This window comes from Faecalibacterium sp. AF10-46 (assembly GCF_003604105.1).
GTDB lineage: Bacteria > Bacillota > Clostridia > Oscillospirales > Ruminococcaceae > Faecalibacterium > Faecalibacterium taiwanense.
Map to the genome: position 1 here is coordinate 46,650 of NZ_QVGY01000002.1, position 19,433 is coordinate 66,082.

At 58.5% G+C, this 19,433-nt stretch carries 19 protein-coding genes and 2 pseudogenes; 17 read left to right on the forward strand and 4 right to left on the reverse strand.

Annotation, left to right across the window (positions count from 1 at the left end; all coding sequences use genetic code 11):
• The first annotated feature begins 324 nt into the window (after positions 1–324).
• Both DWV57_RS03395 and DWV57_RS03400 read left to right on the forward strand, forming a co-directional pair.
• The gene (locus DWV57_RS03395; RefSeq protein ID WP_097774654.1) at positions 325–678 is read left to right on the forward strand and encodes a cupin domain-containing protein; all 354 of its coding nucleotides are present in this window, start codon (positions 325–327) and stop codon (positions 676–678) included.
• 14 nt (positions 679–692) lie between these two features.
• Positions 693–2,120, forward strand: coding sequence for a four-carbon acid sugar kinase family protein (locus DWV57_RS03400; RefSeq protein WP_120019963.1), 1,428 nt, complete (start codon positions 693–695; stop codon positions 2,118–2,120).
• Between the two features lie 527 nt (positions 2,121–2,647).
• Here DWV57_RS03400 and DWV57_RS03410 read toward each other — a convergent pair.
• Positions 2,648–2,968: a hypothetical protein gene (locus DWV57_RS03410; protein ID WP_097774523.1), complete on the reverse strand. Its 321-nt coding sequence runs from the start codon at positions 2,966–2,968 to the stop codon at positions 2,648–2,650.
• A 303-nt stretch (positions 2,969–3,271) separates the two neighbouring features.
• Between DWV57_RS03410 and DWV57_RS03415 the strand changes: the two genes are divergently transcribed.
• From DWV57_RS03415 to DWV57_RS03480, 15 genes and pseudogenes are all read left to right on the forward strand, one after another.
• Positions 3,272–3,943 (forward strand): aspartate/glutamate racemase family protein, encoded by a 672-nt coding sequence (locus DWV57_RS03415; protein ID WP_118527535.1) that lies wholly within the window; start codon positions 3,272–3,274, stop codon positions 3,941–3,943.
• Between the two features lie 66 nt (positions 3,944–4,009).
• The gene (locus DWV57_RS03420) at positions 4,010–5,083 is read left to right on the forward strand and encodes a TRAP transporter substrate-binding protein (RefSeq protein ID WP_097776873.1); all 1,074 of its coding nucleotides are present in this window, start codon (positions 4,010–4,012) and stop codon (positions 5,081–5,083) included.
• A gap of 109 nt (positions 5,084–5,192) precedes the next feature.
• A complete protein-coding gene (locus DWV57_RS03425; protein WP_118527539.1) occupies positions 5,193–5,687 on the forward strand; it encodes a TRAP transporter small permease subunit in 495 nt (164 codons plus the stop codon).
• A complete protein-coding gene (locus DWV57_RS03430; RefSeq protein ID WP_097776874.1) occupies positions 5,684–6,961 on the forward strand; it encodes a TRAP transporter large permease in 1,278 nt (425 codons plus the stop codon). The genes DWV57_RS03425 and DWV57_RS03430 overlap by 4 nt, the downstream gene beginning before the upstream one ends.
• Before the next feature lie 135 nt (positions 6,962–7,096).
• Entirely contained in the window at positions 7,097–7,816 is a 720-nt protein-coding gene (locus DWV57_RS03435; RefSeq protein ID WP_118527541.1) for a GntR family transcriptional regulator, read from the forward strand.
• A gap of 134 nt (positions 7,817–7,950) precedes the next feature.
• Positions 7,951–8,775, forward strand: a complete 825-nt coding sequence (locus DWV57_RS03440) for a 3-keto-5-aminohexanoate cleavage protein (RefSeq protein WP_120019964.1) — start codon at positions 7,951–7,953, stop codon at positions 8,773–8,775.
• Positions 8,776–8,793: 18 nt separating this feature from the next.
• A complete protein-coding gene (locus DWV57_RS03445) occupies positions 8,794–9,738 on the forward strand; it encodes a class II aldolase/adducin family protein (protein WP_120019965.1) in 945 nt (314 codons plus the stop codon).
• A 55-nt stretch (positions 9,739–9,793) separates the two neighbouring features.
• Positions 9,794–11,239, forward strand: coding sequence for an aldehyde dehydrogenase family protein (locus tag DWV57_RS03450; RefSeq protein WP_097781116.1), 1,446 nt, complete (start codon positions 9,794–9,796; stop codon positions 11,237–11,239).
• Between the two features lie 62 nt (positions 11,240–11,301).
• Positions 11,302–11,565, forward strand: a pseudogene (locus DWV57_RS14650) (BMC domain-containing protein); the annotation flags it as partial.
• A gap of 72 nt (positions 11,566–11,637) precedes the next feature.
• A pseudogene (locus DWV57_RS14655) lies at positions 11,638–11,892 on the forward strand (BMC domain-containing protein); the annotation flags it as partial.
• A gap of 39 nt (positions 11,893–11,931) precedes the next feature.
• Positions 11,932–12,588 carry a phosphate propanoyltransferase gene (locus DWV57_RS03460; RefSeq protein ID WP_207666235.1) on the forward strand — a complete coding sequence of 219 codons (657 nt, stop codon included), beginning with the start codon at positions 11,932–11,934 and terminating at the stop codon, positions 12,586–12,588.
• Between the two features lie 3 nt (positions 12,589–12,591).
• Positions 12,592–12,852 (forward strand): EutN/CcmL family microcompartment protein, encoded by a 261-nt coding sequence (locus DWV57_RS03465; protein ID WP_005939597.1) that lies wholly within the window; start codon positions 12,592–12,594, stop codon positions 12,850–12,852.
• A 61-nt stretch (positions 12,853–12,913) separates the two neighbouring features.
• Positions 12,914–14,143, forward strand: a complete 1,230-nt coding sequence (locus tag DWV57_RS03470) for an FAD-dependent oxidoreductase (protein ID WP_005939599.1) — start codon at positions 12,914–12,916, stop codon at positions 14,141–14,143.
• Between the two features lie 15 nt (positions 14,144–14,158).
• Positions 14,159–15,319 (forward strand): iron-containing alcohol dehydrogenase, encoded by a 1,161-nt coding sequence (locus DWV57_RS03475; protein ID WP_120019966.1) that lies wholly within the window; start codon positions 14,159–14,161, stop codon positions 15,317–15,319.
• 168 nt (positions 15,320–15,487) lie between these two features.
• The gene (locus DWV57_RS03480) at positions 15,488–16,366 is read left to right on the forward strand and encodes a beta-1,6-N-acetylglucosaminyltransferase (RefSeq protein WP_120019967.1); all 879 of its coding nucleotides are present in this window, start codon (positions 15,488–15,490) and stop codon (positions 16,364–16,366) included.
• A 41-nt stretch (positions 16,367–16,407) separates the two neighbouring features.
• On the opposite strand, the gene DWV57_RS03485 is transcribed toward DWV57_RS03480, so the two are convergent.
• From DWV57_RS03485 to DWV57_RS03500, 3 genes are all read right to left on the reverse strand, one after another.
• Complete coding sequence (locus tag DWV57_RS03485) at positions 16,408–18,300, reverse strand: heavy metal translocating P-type ATPase (RefSeq protein WP_120019968.1); 1,893 nt, start codon at positions 18,298–18,300, stop codon at positions 16,408–16,410.
• A 554-nt stretch (positions 18,301–18,854) separates the two neighbouring features.
• The gene (locus DWV57_RS03495; RefSeq protein ID WP_097774536.1) at positions 18,855–19,076 is read right to left on the reverse strand and encodes a cation transporter; all 222 of its coding nucleotides are present in this window, start codon (positions 19,074–19,076) and stop codon (positions 18,855–18,857) included.
• 19 nt (positions 19,077–19,095) lie between these two features.
• Positions 19,096–19,431 carry a metalloregulator ArsR/SmtB family transcription factor gene (locus DWV57_RS03500; protein ID WP_044953513.1) on the reverse strand — a complete coding sequence of 112 codons (336 nt, stop codon included), beginning with the start codon at positions 19,429–19,431 and terminating at the stop codon, positions 19,096–19,098.
• Between the last annotated feature and the right edge of the window lie 2 nt (positions 19,432–19,433).

The window sequence follows — 19,433 nt, forward strand, 5'->3', positions numbered from 1 at the left end:
GGGATCCGAAAAAAGGAAAGCGGAGTGTTATGCTGCGGTGTACTGCTTCCGTCAGATGCACCCGAAATTGAATCAGACAAAAGCTTCCCTTTCCGTGGGCTGTGTGCCTGCGGCGGGAAAGCTTTTTTGTATGCCTGCGGGGCAGGAACGGCGGGGTATCAGCCAGATTGCACAAAACGCATTGCACAAAATTGAACAGCTTTTCAGGAAAAAATCTTGCTATTCCGCTTGCGCTCATGTATAATGGACTTAACTTGGAAGGTAGGATGTTTAAAAACACTCTGCCGTATGCTGCTGCAGATGACTTGAAAGGTGGAACATGGGATGTTGTATAAGAAAGCTTCTGAGATGAAACCCACTCCGATCCCCCATTGCATGGGCGGCGAGGGCACCGTGATGATGGAACGCCTGCTGGATGCGCCTGCCGAAATGCTGGGCAAGGGCCGCGCCTACGTGCGCCACACGCTGGCACCGGGCGTGACCATTGGCAGGCACACGCATGAGCACGAGATGGAAAGCATGGTCATCGTCTCCGGCCGCGCTGTCCACATCATCAACGGCGAGGAGCAGATCTTGGAGAAGGGCGACATCATTGCCGCCATGCCCGGCGACACCCACCAGATCGCCTGCCTGGGCGACGAGCCGCTGGTGCTGATCGCACAGGTGCTGTACGAATAAAGGAGGAGCTTCAGATGGAACAGATCCGCAGTGCCGATGTTCTGGCCAGCTTTCCACAGGTGGATGAGGAAAAACTGAACGCCGCCCTTGCCGCCGAAGCTGCCGCCAGCAACCGCAAGATCATTGTGCTGGACGACGACCCTACAGGCGTACAGACGGTACATGATATTTATGTTTATACAGATTGGACGGTAGAAAGCCTGCGCAAGGGCTTTGCTGCGCCGGAAAAGCTCTTCTTTATTCTGACCAACAGCCGCGGCTTTACCGTGGCCGAGACCACCAAGGCCCACCGCGAGATCGCGGAGAACACCGCCAAGGTGGCCCGCGAGTTCGGCATGGACTACCTTATCATCAGCCGCGGCGACTCCACCCTGCGCGGTCACTACCCGCTGGAGACCGACCTGCTGCGCGAGGTGACGGAGGCTGAGAACGGTTACAAAATGGATGGCGACATCCTGTGCCCCTACTTCCGCGAGGGCGGACGCTTTACACTGGACAACGTGCATTATGTGCGCTACGGCGCAGAGCTTGTGCCCTGCGGCCAGACCGAATTTGCCAAGGACGAGACCTTTGGCTACCACGCCAGCAACCTGTGCGAATACATTGAGGAAAAAACCGGCGGCAAAGTCCGTGCAGGAGACGTGACCTGCATCTCGCTGGAAAGCCTGCGCGCCATGGACTTTGACGGCATCGAGGCCCAGCTGCTGGCGGTGCACGATTACGGCCATGTGATCGTGAATGCAGTGGCGGACTGCGATGTGAAGGTGTTTGCAGTGGCACTGTACCGCGCCATGGCAAAGGGCCGTCACTTCACCATCCGCAGTGCGGCCGCACTGGTCAAGGCCATCGGCAATATTTCCGACCAGCCGCTGCTCACCCGGGAAAAGATGGTCACGCAGGAAAGCAAGGCAGGCGGCATCATCGTGGTGGGCAGCCACACCAAAAAGACCACTGCCCAGCTGGAAGAACTGAAAAAAGTACAGGGCATCGAGTTTATTGAGATGGACAGCGACAAGGTGCTGGTGCCGGGCGAGCTGGAAAAGGAAGCAGCCGCCATCGTGGCCCACTGCTCACAGCAGATCGCAAAGGGCATCACCTGCTGCGTGTCCACAAAGCGCGTGGTGCTCACCCTGCCGGACGACACCCCGGAAGCAGCCCTCGTGCGCAGCGTTGCCATCAGCGATGCACTGCAAAGCTGCGTGGGCAGGCTGACCGCTTCCCCGACTTTTGTGGTGGCAAAGGGCGGCATCACCAGCAGCGACGTGGGCGTGAAGGCCCTGCGCGTAAAATGCGCCAAGGTGCTGGGCCAGATCCGGCCGGGCATCCCGGTATGGCAGACCGGTGCCGAAAGCCTGTTCCCCGGCACGCCGTACATCATCTTCCCGGGCAATGTGGGCGAAGTGCCCACTCTGCGGGAAGCGGTGGAAATTTTACTGGGCTGACACTCTGATGATTTAGAATGCCCTCCGCTTCGCTCTGGGCATATTCAGCGGAAAAATTATAATGATTGCAAAACAGCCAGACCGCGGTTGCGCAGCAATGAAAGCCCCAGTGGGGCTTTCAAGCGGCAGAACGTTCTTGCGGGAGCAAGATGGAGGGGCCTTGCCCCGACAAGTTCCGCGGGTCTGGCTGTTTTGCTTTTTACGAAGATAAGCTGCTTCTTGTGCAGCGGGTATTCGTGTGGGGCAGGTTTGTATGGCTTTTATAAAATGCATTGCCGCCGGATACGTTCTCTTTTGCGCGCCAAAAGAGAACCAGAAAGGACGGCGGTGCCCGCAGGGCATGAAAGCCCCAGTGGAACTTTTGAGCCGCAGACCGGGTTGCGAAGCAAATGCCACTACCTGTTACGACCCCTTCCCGTGAAAAAGCAAAGCCGGAATGACCGCAGTCATTCCGGCTTTGCAATATACAAAAATAATAATTCTGCTGTTTATGGCGCAGCGCACGCGGAGCCATTTTAAAGGAACGATCACTCTTTTTTGGCTTTCTTTTTCTTCTTTGCTGCCTTTTCCTCCGGCTTGTTCTTCATCAGCCTGCCGAGGGATGCGGCAGTGTATACGCAGAAGCAGCCCACCACCACGATCAGCACGACGGCGCTTGCGTCCAGCGCCACGGTGCCGGCGCGGACAGCGGCCAAATACAGTGCCAGCAGCACCACGCCGCCGCCCAGCCACAGGCTGCTGCTGTTCACCTGCTTTTGCCACTCCTGCTGCGGCGTGAGCGGATGCTGCTGCGCCTTGCCCTGACGGGCCTTCTTTTTCCAGATGTTATCACTTTGAAACGGATTCATGTTCCGGTGGCTCCTTCCCTGTCTTTTTCTTTAAGGGTATTATACGCCGCAAGATGGGATGATGTCTAGAAAGAAGTGAATTTTTCACCACTTGCATCCCACATTTGTGCAGAACGACCAAAACCGGTCCGAAATATCGGCTATTCGCCAATTTACTTTTTGCGGGCCGAAGAGTAATCTAATGGTAGGATGTAAAGACGGACAAGCTGTTGAGATTGAACTAAAGGTAGGATGTAGCAAAGAACCTTTGCTGCGGGCTTGTCCGGCACGAGAACGCGAAAAACAAAAGGAGGCTTTTCCGTTATGAAGGTAGGTCTGATCTATACCAGCACCACCCCGGAACTGATCGAACTGGTGGAGCAGGAAGTCAAAAAGCAGCTGGGCGATGATGTGGAGCTGTACAGCCTGCAGGACCCCAGCATTCTGGCAGATGTCCGCGCGGCAGGCTATGTGACCACTGCACCGGCAGCACGCCTGATCGGCATGTACATGAAGGCCGCTGAGGAAGGCGTGGATGCCATGCTGAACCTGTGCAGCAGCGTGGGCGAAGTTGCCGACAGTGTACAGGATGTGGCAAAGTACATTGGTGTGCCCATCGTCCGCGTGGACGAGGAAATGTGCCGCGAGGCTGTCCGCAAGGGCCAGCGCATCGGCGTGATGGCTACCCTGCCCACCACGCTGGAACCCACCAAGGGCACCATCCTGCGCATGGCCCGCGAGTGCAACAGGCACGTGGAACTGGTGGACTGTCTGGTGGACGGTGCATTCGGTCTGGATCAGGACCAGTTCAAGGCCCGCATGACCGAGATGGCCGGTACCATTGCCGACAAGGTGGATGTGATCGTGTTTGCACAGGGCAGCATGGCCTACTGCGAACAGTATATCGCCGATAAGTTTGGCAAGGTGGTCCTCAGCAGCCCCCGCTTTGGTGCAGCCGAGCTGAAAAAGGCGCTGGAAAAGAAAGGCACCATTTAAAAAAGGAACAAGAGCCGGAGCACGAGACCGGCTCAGGAGAAGATATTTTTTTGAAGGAGAATTCTTATGAAAAAGATGATTTCCCGTCGTGACTTCCTGAAGGTGGCCGGTATTTCCGCTGCCGCTCTGAGTCTGGCTGCCTGCGGCGGCTCCGGCACCAGCACTGCTGCTTCCACTGCCTCTACTGCAGCTTCCACCGGTTCTTCCGCTGCTGCTTCCGGCTCGGCTGTCACCCTGAAGCTGGGCTTCTCCACCAACGAAGAAGACCCCCGTGCAAAGGGCGCTAAGCAGTTTGCAGAGGAAGTTGCCGAAAAGACCGGCGGCGCTGTGGAAGTTCAGCTGTACCCCTCCGGCCAGCTGGGCGGCGATGCTGACCTGATCAACTCTATCGCTCTGGATTCCGGCACGGTGGATATCATCATCACCGACGCTTCCAACTTTGCCACCTACGATGCAAAGATGGGCATTTCCGCACTGCCGTTCCAGTTCGAGACCTTCGACGATGCATGGGCATTCATGGACAGCGACATCGAGGCTGCCGCTGAGGAAGGCCTGCTGAGCCAGAATATGCGTGTGCTGGCCCACTACTGCAACGGCTTCCGCTGCGTGACCAACTCCAAGGGCCCCATCAACAGCCCTGCCGACATGAACGGTCTGCTGATCCGCACCCCCGAGAACCCCGTCATCATGGCTACCATGACCGCTCTGGGTGCCAATCCTCAGCCGCTGAGCTTCTCTGAGCTGTATCAGGCCCTGCAGCAGAAGACCTACGATGCACAGGAGAACCCCATCCCCGTTATCTACAACAATAACCTCTACGAAGTTCAGGAGTACCTGAGCATCACCAACCACATCTACTCCGGCATGTGCTTTACCATTGCCGAGAGCAGCTGGAACAAGCTGAGCGCTGACCAGCAGCAGATCGTTTCCGACGCTGCAAAGGCATCTGCCGATTACGACCGTGAGCTGAACGAGCAGCAGACCAACGACCTGGTCTCCGCTCTGGAAGAGAAGGGCATGAAGATCAACAGCCCGGAACTGGCTCCGTTTGCAGCTGCGACCGAAAAGGTCCTGACCGACAACGCTGATACCTACGGCGACCTGCTGGATCAGCTGAAGGCATGGAAAGAAGCCCGCTGAGATCACTGACCAGAAAACCTTGAAATAAAACCGAAGCAAAGGGACGAGGGGGCGTGCCCTTCGTCCCTTTGCATTTTATCTGAATCGCACTTGGAAAGGAGTTTGTACTGTGAAAAAACTGCAAACCACTCTGGACAAGATCACCACCCTCATTTCCGCCATTCTCTGCGCAGCTATGATGGTAATTCTGTTCGCAAACGTTGTGCTGCGCCTGATCCCCGGCATCGGCGGCTTCAAGTGGTACATGGAGAGCAGCCAGTATCTGAACGTCTGGTCCATGCTCATTGCCTGCATCGGCATCAACGCCATGGGCACCAACCTCCGCGTGGAAGTGGTGGACGCTGTTCTCGGTAAGACCCCGCTGGGCAAAAAGATCGTTGTCATCATCCGTGATGTGTTCATCATCCTGTTCTACGTCATGGTCACCTACGGCGGCTACCAGCTGTGCACCCGCGCAAAGCAGGCCGTTTCCACCATGCCGCAGTTCACCATGGGTCAGGTGTACACCATCTTCCCCATTGCCGGTGTGCTGTGCATCCTGTCCGCCGTTCTCAACCTGATCGTTGAACTGACCGCAAAACCGGAAGGGGGCAAATCCAAATGATCGCATGGCTGCTGATCTCATTCTTCGTTCTGCTGTTTCTGGGCGTGCCCATCGCCATGAGTCTGGGCCTGTCCGCCATGGGCGGCATCCTGTTCCTGGGCGGCGGCAGCACCGTCACCATTGCCCAGCGCATGTTTGAGGGCATGAACAGCTTTGCACTGCTGGCCATCCCTCTGTACACCTTTGCCGGTTTCACCATGTCCAAGGGCGGTATTTCCAAGCGCCTGATGGACTTCTGTTACTCCATCGTCGGCCACATCTACGGCGGTCTGGCTCACGTGAACGTGCTTTCCAGCATGATCTTTGCGGGCATCTCGGGTTCCGCTGTTGCCGATACCGCAGGCGTTTCCGGTATGTTCATGCCGGAAATGGTGCGCAAGGGCTACTCCAAGAACTTTACCGTTGCCGTTACCGCCATTTCCTCCACCATCGGCATCATCATTCCTCCGTCCATCCCCATGGTGGTCATTGCCGGTATCTGCGGCATTTCCACCGGTAAGCTGTTCCTCGGCGGCATCATCCCCGGTGTCCTGTGCGGTCTGGCACAGATGATCGTCAGCTATTTCATGGCCAAGAAGGAAGGCGTGCCCAAGGAGCCGGGCCACTTCACCATCGGCCCCGTGCTGCATGGCCTGTGGGAGAGCTGGCCCGCCCTGCTCATGCCCATCATCATCGTGGGCACCATCACCATGGGCATCGTCAGCCCCACCGAGGCAGGCGTGATCGCTGTTGTTTACGGTCTGTTTGCCGGCGGCATCATCTACCGCGAACTCAAGTGGGAGGACATCAAGTTTGCCTTTGCAGAGACCGTCCGCACCAGCGGCCGTATCTTCATCGTTATCGGCGCTGCAAAGCTGTACACCGTCATGCTGACCACTGCGGGCTTTGATAAGTGGGTGGCCAAGACCATGCTGGGCTTCTCCACCAACCCCACTGTCATTCTCATCATGATCCTGCTGATCTTCTTCATCGTCACCATGTTCATGGAGTCCATCGCAACGCTGACCCTGTTCATGCCCATCCTGTATCCCATTGCTCTGGGTGTGGGCATCGACCCCATCGTGCTCAGCGTCCTGATCACCGTGGTCATCGGTGTTGGCCTGGTCACTCCTCCGGTGGGCATGTGCATTTACGTTGCCTGCGATCTGATGGATGTTACGGTCGGCGAGGTGTTCCCCACATTGGTGCCGTTTATTGCGGCCACCTTCGTCTGCATTGCGCTGATGGTCGCCTTCCCCCAGCTGATCCTGCTGCCCACCTATTTGATGGCGTAACCGTTGCGTCCGCTTTTCAGATATGGTAAAATAGTGGCGGAAATTCAACGTGTGATGTTTGGAGGCTTTCTGCCCCGGAACGTTCCACGCTGAACGACCCCGAATATCCACAAAACCGGATTTGGAGGCGGAACTATGTCAATGGAACATCCTGAAAAACAGAAGAATGCGGTAAAGTCTGTAGTCGATCAGGTCATGGATGGGATCATCTCCCAGATCATCGACGGCACCCTGCATCCGGGCGACAAGCTGCCTACCGAAATGGAACTGTGCAAGCAGTTCGGCGCGGGCCGCAACTCGGTGCGGGAAGCTGTGAAAAAGCTGCAGGCCTACGGCATCCTGTACATCAAGCGTGCCGACGGCACCTTTGTGAGCGAAAACTACAACCAGAAAATGCTGGACCCGATGCTGTACAGCATCATCCTGCAGAAGAACAGCTGGCAGGAATTTGTGGAGCTGCGCTCCGTAATTGATATCGGTACGCTGAATATTATCATTCAGCGCAAGGATATCGCATCCTTTCTGCCGGACCTGTACCGCACCTTCGGCGAGCTTTCTGCCGAAATGCACTCGCCGGAGCCTTCGGTGGATAAGGTGCTGGAGCTGGACAGCCGGTTCCACACCCAGATCGCCAATGCGGCCCAGAACCCCATGCTGGCCACCATCACCGAGTACATCACCCGGCTGACGCTGCCCAGCCGTCTGGAGACCACCCGCAAGGTGCTTGCCAAGGGCGAAGCGGAGATCGAGCGGTTCGTAGAGCTGCACCGCCAGCTGCTCAGCGTGATCGAGCGCAGGCAGGTGGACGAGATCGCCGCTACAGTGCAGGATCACTACATCTTCTGGAAGAAGTAAGCATACAGGCCTCCTGCCTGCCGTAAAAGGCGGGCAGGGGACGGTGAGTTTACAAGATAGGATGTTTGTGCTAAAATAGCGTTAGCATCCTTTGTTAAGCTTCTCCAATGCGACATGCAAGGAGTGTTCATCCAATGAAAAAAATCATGATCTCCGTGGCCCCCGTTGCGGCCACAGACATTCTCATCAATCCGCGGGCCATTGCCCGGGATGTGTATGAGTGCTACAAAAACGGCGCGTCCATGGTGCATCTGCACTGCCGCGACCTGAACGGCAACCTCACCCCGGATCTGAGCCTGCTGGAAGAAACGGTGGCCTACATCCGTGAGATGTGCGACATCGTGGTGGAGATCTCCACCGGCGGCGTGTCCAACCTGACCATTGAGGAGCGTGTGCAGCCCTGCTACCCCTCCTGGGTGGAAGCCAACAGCCTGAATGTCGGCTCGGTGAATCTGGGCGCCTCGGTGTACCAGAACCCCATCAAGGATGTGGAGTACTGCGTCAAGACCATCATGGACAACAAGAAGATCCCGGAGACCGAGGTCTTTGAGCTGGGCATGATCAACACCGTGCGGGAACTGAACGACAAGTTCCACTTTGTAAAACCCATCCTGTTTGCACTGGTGTTCGGCCATGGCGGCGAGATGCCTGCCACGGTGCCGGCCCTGCGCCACATGATCCAGGCGCTGGAAGAGAACTTCCCCAATGGCGACTACCTGTGGGGCTACACGCAGGCCCACCGCGAAGACTGGGAAATGGTCAAGACAGCGCTGGATATGGGCGCTTCCACCGTGCGCATCGGCTTTGAGGATTCGGACATGATCGCGCCGGGTGTCCATGTGGACAACAACGCAGCGCTGATCGCAAAGGTGTCGGACATCGTAAAGTCCAAGGGCATGATGCCCATGACACCCGACGAAGTGCGCGCCATGCTCAAGATCCCGCCGCTGCGCCGTTAAAAAGGAGGAAAGAAACGTATGGTGATTCAAGGCGTTGCTTACCTCTCAGACTTTGAGGCAAAAAAAGCCATCATGGAAATGGCCCGTCGGCTGGAAGCCAAGGGCTGGCTGGTGGCCGGTGACGGCAGCATGAGCGTCCGCGTCGGCCCGCAGGCCGCGTGGGTGACCGTTGCCGGTGCCGACAAGGCCGCGCTCACGCAGGATATGCTGGTGCGCGTGGATATGAATGGCAAGGCGATGCTCAGCGCAAAGCCCAAGCCCCTGCCCGAAGACCTGCCCATCCATCTGAAGATCTATCAGGAAAACGAGAACGCCCAGTGCGTGATGCATACCTATCCGGCCTGCGCGGCTGTGATGGGGATGCAGGGCCAGACCGTTCAGCCTGCAGCGTTCAGCCCCGCAGTGCGGGCGCTGGGACGGGTGCAGCTGCTGCCCGCCCAGAACGTGGACGCACAGGCACAGGCTGTCAGCCTGTTGTGCCGCACCGATAAGGCTGTTCTGCTGGAAAATGACGGCTGCCTGACCTGGGGCAAGACCCCGGCAGATGCGGCCCATCTGGTGGAAGCACTGGATTACTACGCAGCCGTCACCGCAAAGCTGGGCTGCGCAGGCTGCTCCAAATGCGGCAGCTGCGGCGGTCACTGCACCGGCTGCAGCAAGTGCGGCGCACCTGCCGTGCAGCCCATGGCTCAGCCCGCTGCACAGCCTGTGGCAATGGCAGTACCCTCCGCACAGCCTGCCCAGCCGGTGAGCTTGCCGGGCGTTACCGGGCTGATCCAGCCGGGCATGGCGCTGCCCACCCTGCCCAAACAGCAGGCGGCTCCTGCCCCTGCCCCGGTGCCCGCCGCACAGCCTGCGGCAGTCCCTGCAATGGCAGCGGCCCCGGCCGCACCGAAGTCCGCAAATGCCCGCGATGCCGCAATGGCCGAGGTCATCCGCCGGACGCTGAAGAGTTTTCAATAACAAAAAGTTTCGTTTGATCCAACGGATATGACCTTTACGGAAAGGAACGAAAACCATGGATATCAGTTCGCAGGAAATTGAAGCGATCGTCAAACAGGTGCTTGCCGGTATGGGCGGTGCACAGACAAGCGCCGCCCCTGCAGCCTATACCGCTGCACCCGGCGGTGCAGCAGGCGACCGCGGCGTGTTCGAGAATGTAGACGATGCAGTGGAAGCTGCATGGAAGGCCCAGCGCGACTGGGCGGCAAACTACAAGATCGAGGACCGCCAGCGCATCATTGAAGCCATCCGCCGCTGTGCCCGCGCACATGTGGAGGAGTGGTGCCACAAGATCGTGGAAGAGACCGGCATGGGCCGCTATGAGGACAAGGTGGAAAAACATCTGGCCGTCATCAACAAGACCCCCGGCCCCGAATGCCTGACCACCGAAGCCAAGAGCGGTGACGCGGGCCTGATGCTGGAAGAGTACGCACCCTTTGGTGTGATCTGCTCCATCACCCCCACCACCAACCCTACCGAGACCATCATCAACAACACCATCAGCATGATCGCAGGTGGCAACACCGTGGTGTTCAACGTGCACCCCCGCGCAAAGCGGGTGTCTGCCGACTGCCTGCAGGCGCTGAATACCGCCATCATCGAGGCGGGCGGCCCTGCAAACCTCATTACCATGACCCGTGAGCCGACCATGGAGAATGTGGACAAGATGGCCGCAAACCCCAAGATCCGCCTGATGGCAGGCACCGGTGGCATGGGCATGGTGAACGCCCTGCTGCGCAGCGGCAAAAAGTGCATCGGTGCCGGTGCAGGCAACCCGCCCGTCATCGTGGACGAGACCGCAGACATCGAGCTGGCAGGCCGCAAGATCTACGAAGGCGCTTCGTTCGATAACAACATCCTCTGCTTTGCAGAGAAGGAAGTGTTCGCCGTGAACACCGCCTACGACGGCCTGCTGCACGAGCTGCAGAAGCAGGGTGCCTACCTGCTGAACAAGGCCCAGACCGAACAGCTGGTGAACATCGTGCTGCAGCCCAAGAAGGGCGGCGGCCATGAGGTGAACAAAAAGTGGGTGGGCAAGGACGCTGCCCGCATTCTGGAGACCATCGGCGTGCATGTGCCGGATACTTGCCGCCTTGCCATCTGCGAGGTGCCTGCCGACCATCCGTTCGTTCTGGTGGAGCAGATGATGCCGGTGCTGCCCATCGTGCGCTGCCAGAGCTTTGAACAGGCGGTGGAAGATGCCGTGGTGGCCGAGCACGGCAACCGCCACACCGCTTCCATCTTCTCCAAGGATGTGGACCACATGACCCGCTTTGCCCGGGTCATTGAGACCACCATCTACGTAAAGAACAGCGCCACCAAGGCCGGTGTTGGCATTGGCGGCGAGGGCCACTGCACCATGACCATTGCCGGCCCCACCGGCGAGGGCATTACCTGCGCAAAGAGCTTCTGCCGCCGCCGCCGCTGCATGCTGGCCGAGGGCGGGCTGCGCATCATCTGAGTTTTTGAAGGACGAAACCATCACATACAATTTTTTCAGTGTTCTGACAGGAGGAACAACTTATGAAAGCTCTGGGTTTTATCGAGACGAAGGGTCTGGTTGGCAACATCGACGCTACCGATGCAATGCTGAAGGCTGCTGACGTTGAGTTCATTGGTTCCGACACCATCGGTGCCGGTCTGACCACCGTGATCGTTACCGGCGAGGTGGGCGCTGTCAAGGCTGCTACCGAGGCTGGCGAAGAGGCTGCTTCCCGCGTGGGTGAGCTGTTCTGCGTCAACGTCATTGCACGCCCCCACGCAGATCTGGCCCGCATCATGCCCGCCAAGGGCCCCGCTACCGGCAAGTCCGGCCTGCCCGCAGGCGAGCAGGTGCCGCTGGATGCCGCTCTGGGCATGATCGAGACCAACGGCCTGACCGCTTCCATCGAGGCAGCCGATGCCATGCTGAAGAGCGCAGATGTCTCTCTGGTGGGTCAGGAGAAGATCGGCGCAGGCCTTGTTACCGTGTTCGTGCAGGGCGACGTTGGCGCTGTGAAGGCTGCTGTTGAGGCAGGCCAGACCGCTGCTTCCCGCATTGGCGAAGTGGTCAGCGCACTGGTCATTCCCCGCCCGCACGCAAGCGTGTCCGAGTGCATGCCTGAGCTGCGCTGAGAACTGCGCTGACGCTGCATAAGAAAGGAGCGCTGTGCCTTGGTTTACCATGACATCAGTCAGGAACAGCTGCTGCTCCTGATCACGCAGGCCGTGCAGGCAGAGCTGCAAAAGCGCAGCCGTCAGGTGCCGGTAGGCATCTCGGTGCGGCACATCCACCTTACCCGCGATGATGTGGACACGCTGTTCGGCTATGGCTACCAGCTCACCCCCAAAAAGGCGCTGAGCCAGCCCGGCCAGTTTGCCTGCGAGGAATGTCTGGACATCATCGGCCCCAAGGGTGAACTGAAGCATGTCCGCATCCTTGGCCCGGAGCGCAGTGCCACTCAGATCGAGCTGGCGCAGACCGACTGCCGCAACATCGGCATCAAAGCGCCGGTGCGCTCCAGCGGGGATACAAAGGGTACGCCGGGCGTGACCCTGCGCGGCCCCAATGGCACCCTGACCGTGCCGGAGGGTGTGATGATCGCCGACCGCCACATCCATATGACCCCTGCACAGGCAGCTGCCTTCGGCCTTGCCGACGGCGACCGCGTGCAGGTAAAGATCGACGGCCCCAAGCCGGGCGTGATGGGCGGGGTGCTGATCCGCGCAAACGACAAATGTGCACTGGATTTTCACATCGACACGGACGATGGCAATGCCTTCCTGCTCAAGCAGGGACAGCTGGTCACCGTACTGGGCAAAGAGGAGTAAGCTATGATTTTAGGGATCGTCAAGGGGACCGTTGTCGCCACCCGCAAAATGCCGGAGCTTGTAGGCTATAAGTTCCTGCTGGTGGAGCCGGTGTTCGGCTCCAAAAAGGATACCATCGTGGCGGGCGACAACATCGGCGCGGGTGTAGGCGAGATGGTTCTGGTCACCACCGACGAGACCACCCAGCATGGTCTGGACCATCCGTCGCCCATTGATGCTTTCATCGTGGGCATCGTGGACAATCCTCCCACCCTGAGTAAGTAACACCCTGCAAGTTTTGCCGCAGAGAGGGGCTTCCTCCCGGCGGGATCGTGAGGCTTAAACAATGAAAATTATTATCATCGGCAGCATTGCCGCCGGGGTTTCGGCCGCCGCCAGACTTGCCGCCGCCCAGCGCGGAGCGCAGATCACCGTCTACGAAAAAGGCGGCTTCTACTCCTGCGGCACCGGCGGCCTGCCCCATTACCTGTGCGAGGATCTGGACAGCCTGAACAAGGCCATTCAGGCCAAGGAGACTGAGCTGAACGCGCAGGGCATTACCGCACATCTGCGCCATGAGGTGCGCGGCATCGACGCAGCCGCCCGCAAGGTGACGGTATGTGATCTTGCCACCGGACGCGTGTTTGAAGACCACTACGACAAGCTGGTGCTGGCCACCGGTTCTTCCAACCGTGTGCCGCAGGTGCCCGGCAGTGACCGCGTGGGCGTGCAGACCCTCAAGACCGTGGAAGATCTGATCTTCCTCAAGGAGTTCGTCCGCACCCCCTATGTGCGGGACATCGTGATCCTGGGCGGCAGCTGGGCCGGTTTGGAGATCGCAAAGTCCTTCCTCAAGCTGGGCCGCAATGTGCGTATCATTGAAAAAGAGCAGCAGCTTTTGCCCCAGTTTGACCCTGAGGTGAGCAAGCTGATCCAGAAGGAGCTGGAAGCGCAGGGCGTGCAGTTCAATCTGGGCGAGCAGGTGCGCTCCTTCCCGGGCCGCACCTTCGTGGAGCAGGTGCAGACCAACCGCGGCACCTACCCCTGTGACCTTTGCGTGGTAGCCATCGGCGTTACCCCCAACACCGGCCTGCTGGCCGGTACCGGGGCGCAGCTGGCACCCAATGGCGCTGTGCTGATTGGTGCCGACCTTGCCACCAGTGTGCCCAATATCTATGCCGTGGGCGACTGCGCGGCCTGCCGCGACGGCTCTCTGCGCACCAGCAGCCTGAAGGTGGCGGATCTGGAGATCGCCCGCACCGGCCTGACCGAGACCGAGGCCCGCAAGGCCGGTCTGCGGGTCAAGAGTGCAATGGCCACCGGCACCGACCGTCCGGGCATCTGCCCGAATCCCCACCGCATCACCATCAAGCTGGTGTATGAGGCCAATACCCGTCAGGTGCTGGGTGCGCAGGCATGGGGAGAAAAGAATGTTTCGGCCCGCATCAACGCCATTGCCGTTGCCATCCGCGCCGGCATGACCGTGGAAGCACTGGGTCAGGTGGATTTCGTCTATTCCTCCTCGTCCTGTTCCATTTGGGACCCGGTGCAGATCGTCTGCGGTCAGGCACAGTAAGCGGAGGGTGAACACATGGCAGAACGCATCAACGCCGTCAAGACCAGCTTTTTTGGCAAGGGTGCCATCCGTCTTCTGGGACCGGAGCTTCAGAAGATGGGCATCCGCCGTGCTTTGCTGGTGACAGACCGCTTTCTCTATGATTCCGGTGCCGCTGCCCGGGTCGGTCAGGTACTGTCCGATGCCGGTGTGGAGTACGCCGTGTACTACAATGTGCAGCCCAACCCCACCGTACAGGTGGTGAACGACTGCATTGCCGCAGCCCGCACCCTGCAGGTGCAGCTGCTGGTGGCTCTGGGCGGCGGCAGCGCCATCGATACCGCTAAGGCAGCCAGCATCGTGGTGGCCTGCGGCGGTACCGTGGAGCAGTACGAGGGCGAGAACAAGTCCTCCAAGCCCGGCCTGCCCATCGTGGCGGTGAACACCACCGCCGGTACCGGCAGCGAGTGCACCTCCTTCTACATCGTCACCGACCCTGTCCGCCACAGTAAAATGGCCATGGTGGACCCCAACTGCATGGTCGGCATCGCGGTGAACGACACCGACTTCATGTCCTCCATGCCGCCCAAGCTCACCGCAGCCACCGGCATGGACGCGCTGACCCACGCCATCGAGGCGGCGCTTTCCAAAAACGCCAACCCGCTCACGGACAAGGATGCCTACTGGGCCATGCAGGCAATCGTGCAGAACCTGCCCCGGGCCGTTGCCAACGGTCAGGATGAAGCCGCCCGCACCATGATGGCCTACGCCGAAAATGTGGCAGGCATGGCTTTCTCCAACGCGGGCCTTGGCATGGTGCATGCGATGGCACACGCGCTGGGAGGACACTACAACCTGCCCCACGGTGTGTGCAATGCGGTGCTGCTGCCCTACGTGCTGGCCTTCAACAGCCGCAGCCCGGTGTGTCGGGAGCGGTTCATGACCATTGCCGCTGCCATGGGCCTGCAGGGCACTTTTACCCCGGACACCGCCGCACCGGCAGTGATCCAGTTCGTCCGTCAGCTCAGTGCAGGGGTGGGCATCCCCGCAAACCTTGCGCAGCTGAACAAGGTGGACCCCACCGATTTTGCCGCGCTGGCAGAGCTTGCGCTGCACGACACCTGCATGTCTACCAACCAGATCACCCCCACCCGCGACGAGGTGGTGGCGGTGTATACCGCCGCATTCCGCGGATGAACTTTGAGACCTCCTCCATTTTCTCCATACCCAAACAAAGCCGCCGCTCTCCCTCTGCAAGGGAATGCGGCGGCTTTGTGCTGTAAAAAAGGGGTGGTAGGATTGTTTTCAAAGAGGATTCTGTTATAATAAAATGAAAATGCGGTGCAGAAGTAAGAGGAGAAAACGATGGAAACAAGTGAAAAACAGGCGTACATGCTTATGGCACATCAGTGCAATGAGATGTTTTGGACTTTGCTTCGGATGCTGGATGCACCGTGGAATGATATTTTCATCCATATGGACAGCAAGAATGAAAACTACCAGCCAGAAACCGTTGAACGATATGTAAAATATGCCAAGGTTTTTCACGCACAAAGAACGAGCGCTGTTTGGGGTAGTATTACTTTAGTAAAGGCAGAGTTTGTATTGCTCAAGGCAGCGGTAGATCACGGCCCATACCAACATTACCACCTGATCTCCGGTGCGGATCTGCCGATTCAGCCACCGGAAGATATCCGCGCATTCTTTGAGGCAAACCCGGACAGGGAATTTGTTCATTTCGACCCGCACCCATTCAGCCCGTTCAATGATGAGCGCGTTTATTACCGGCACTTTTTCCAGAATATCGATCTGCGCCGCCATCCGGTGCTCGGCGTGATCAATGGAATCCTGCTGTCGGGCCAGAAGCTGCTGAGAATAAAGCGCAATCAGGACGTTCACTTCACAAAGGGCAGTCAATGGTTCAGCTGCACGGATGGCTTTGCACGGTATCTGCTGACAAAAGAAGAGTGGATCCTGCAGGTGCTGGACAAGACCTTTTGCTCGGACGAGTTCTTTGTGCAGACACTGATCGTGCAGTCGCCGTATCAGGATAAGATCTATCAGGGGCCGGGTGATACCAGTGCCCGTGCCATCGATTGGGACAGAGGCAATCCGTGGGTCTGGAAATACGCTGATCTGGAACAGCTGAAAGCATCGCCCTGCATGTTTGCCAGAAAATTTGATATCGAAAAAGAACCGGAGCTTGTGCATGAAATAGAACGCCTGTATGCACCTCATATATAAAAACAGTGCCGGACAGTTTTCAGGCTGTCCGGCACTGTTTTTTACGGTTCATTCTTTTTCGCCAGATCCTTGGTGTACAGGGCACGGGTGGCGTTGAGCACAGCCAGCACCATCACGCCCACATCGGCAAAGATGGCGGTCCACATGCTGGCCATGCCGATCGCGCCCAGCACAAGGCAGGCAAACTTGATGGCCAGTGCAAACACGATGTTCTGGTACACGATGCGTAATGTGCGGCGGGCAATGCGCATGGCCAGTGCGATCTTGGCGGGGTCGTCGTCCATCAGCACCACGTCAGCGGCCTCAATGGCAGCGTCAGAGCCAAGAGCGCCCATTGCAATGCCCACATCGGCACGGGACAGCACCGGGGCATCGTTGATGCCGTCGCCCACAAAGGCAAGGTTCTCTTTGGGCCGCTTTGCGGCGAGCAGCGTTTCGATCTGGTCTACCTTGTCGCCCGGCAGCAGGCCCGCATGGTATTCATCCAGCCCAAGCTCTGCGGAAACGGCCTTTGCAACCGGCTCGGCATCGCCGGTCAGCATCACGGTCTTGCGCACACCGGCATCCTTCAGGCCCCGGATGGCCTGTGCACTGTGGGGCTTTACCACATCGGCGATCAGCAGATAACCGGCGTACATGCCCTCGATGGCCACATGCACGATGGTGCCGGTCTCGCTGACGGCGGGAGCCTTCAGGCCCAGCTTTTCCATCAGGCGGGCGTTGCCGGCAGCAACGGTCCTGCCGTCCACCTTGGCGGTCACGCCGTGGCCGCCAAGCTCCTGCACATCGGTGACACGGTTCGGATCGATCTCCCTGCCGTAAGCGGCCTTGATGCTGAGGGAGATGGGGTGCTTGGACCAGCTCTCGGCCAGCGCGGCAGCTTCCACCAGCTGCTCCTCGCTGGTGCCCTCTGCGGGGTGGATGCCGGTCACTTTAAAGGTGCCCTGGGTCAGGGTGCCGGTCTTGTCGAACACAACGATGCCGGTGCGGGCCAGCTCTTCCAGATAGGTGGAACCCTTGACCAGAATGCCGCAGGCAGATGCACCGCCGATGCCGCCGAAGAAGCTCAGGGGAATGCTGATGACCAGTGCGCAGGGGCAGCTGATAACAAGGAAGGTCAGGGCACGGTAGACCCAGTCGCCAAAGCGGGCGGGCTGGCCCATGAACAGCAGCACGATGGGCGGGATAAAGGCCAGAGCCAGTGCGCCATAGCACACGGCGGGGGTGTACACGCGGGCAAAACGGGTGATGAAGTTCTCGGCGCGGGCTTTCTTCATGCTGGAATTTTCCACCAGATCGAGAATTTTGGAAACGGTGGATTCGCCGAATTCCTTGGTGGTCTTTACCTTCAGCAGGCCGGTCATGTTCACGCAGCCGCTGATGACCTCGTCGCCGGTCTGCACATCGCGGGGCAGGCTCTCGCCGGTCAGGGCGGCGGTGTTCAGGGCAGAAGCGCCCTCCACGATCACGCCGTCGATGGGCACGCGCTCACCGGGCTGGACCACGATCACGGTGCCGATCTCCACATCGTCCGGGTCCACCTGCTCCAGCCTGCCGTCCTCACCCTCAATGTTGGCGTAGTCCGGGCGGATGTCCATCAGGCTGGAAATGCTCTGCCGGCTCTTGCCCACGGCCACGCTCTGGAACAGCTCGCCGATCTGGTAGAAGATGATAACGGCACAGCCCTCCACGTAGTCGCCCAGTGCAAATGCACCCACAGTGGCAACGGCCATCAGAAAGCACTCGTCAAAGGGCTGACGGTTCTTGATGCCAAGCAGTGCCTTGCGCAGCACGTCCCAGCCGACCACCAGATACGGGATGCAGTACAGTACCAGCTCCACCGGCGTGGGGAACTGGGGCAAAAGCTTGAGGATGAGCACCAAAATCAGCGCAATGATGATGCGCTGCAGGTTCTTTTTCTGCTTTTTGTTCATACAAAACTCTCCTTTTGTGGGATCCATGGGCCGCATCACGCTGCGGCGGGCGGGGATTTCAACAATTTTTCCCCATAAAAATGGATATTCCACGGTTTTACCCGTGTTTTCCACACAGTTTTTCAGGCGTAAAAGCGCTTTTCCACGTTTATTTTACGCCTTTTCCGCAAATGGTGTTGAAAACTGAGTGGAAACTGTTGAAAACTGTCTGATTTTTCAACAGAAAAAGTTATTGCACAACACAATCGCACACAAAGAAAAAAGCATCTGCACATTCGTTTGAGCTCTCAGAAAATCTACGAATTCTTGCTGCAGATGCTTTTTTCTTTAGCGGGCTCGCCCTCTCAGTCAAATCCTTTGGATTTGCCAGCTCTCCCAAAGGGAGAGCCCTTGGCAGTCCACGCAAACTTCATCTCTTTGCCAAGGCCTCTCCCTTTGAGGAAAGACTTCCCCCGGCCGGGGGAAGATGTCGCGTAGCGACAAAAGGGGGAGTGTGTCACCGTAGGTGACGGAGAGGGCGAGGCTGTTGATCGTGTGCAGCAACCTGACGCGCATCAGATGTCAAAGATCTCGCAGTCGTCCTCCACCTTCTTGCAGGCGGCCAGAACGTTCACCATAGTGTCGTGGGGGTCTGCACCTTCAGAGAACTCCACCTTCATCTTCTGGGTCATAAAGCTGACGGTAGCACTTGCCACGCCTGCAACGGTGTTGGCAGCGTCTTCCATCTTCTGAGCGCAGTTTGCGCAGTCCACTTCGATCTTGTAGCTCTTCTTCATAAGTAATACCAGCCTTTCGTTATTCTTCGATATGATCCATCCCCATGGAGAGGATGCTGCGCACATGGTCATCGTCCAGTGCGTAGTAAACGGTTTTGCCCTCGCGCCGGAACCGCACGAGCTTGGAATCCTTGAGCACCCGCAGCTGATGGCTCACCGCCGACTGGCTCAGCTGCACGGCGTTTGCAATGTCCTGCACGCACAGCTCGTTGTCGTGCAGTGCATACAGGATCTTGATGCGGGTGGAGTCGCCGAACACCCGGAACAGGTCGGCCAGCTCGTACAGCACCTCGTCGTCCGGCATATCCAAGGCTTCCGGCTGCGGCGCGGGCATTGCTTCCTTTATTTCCGCCATGT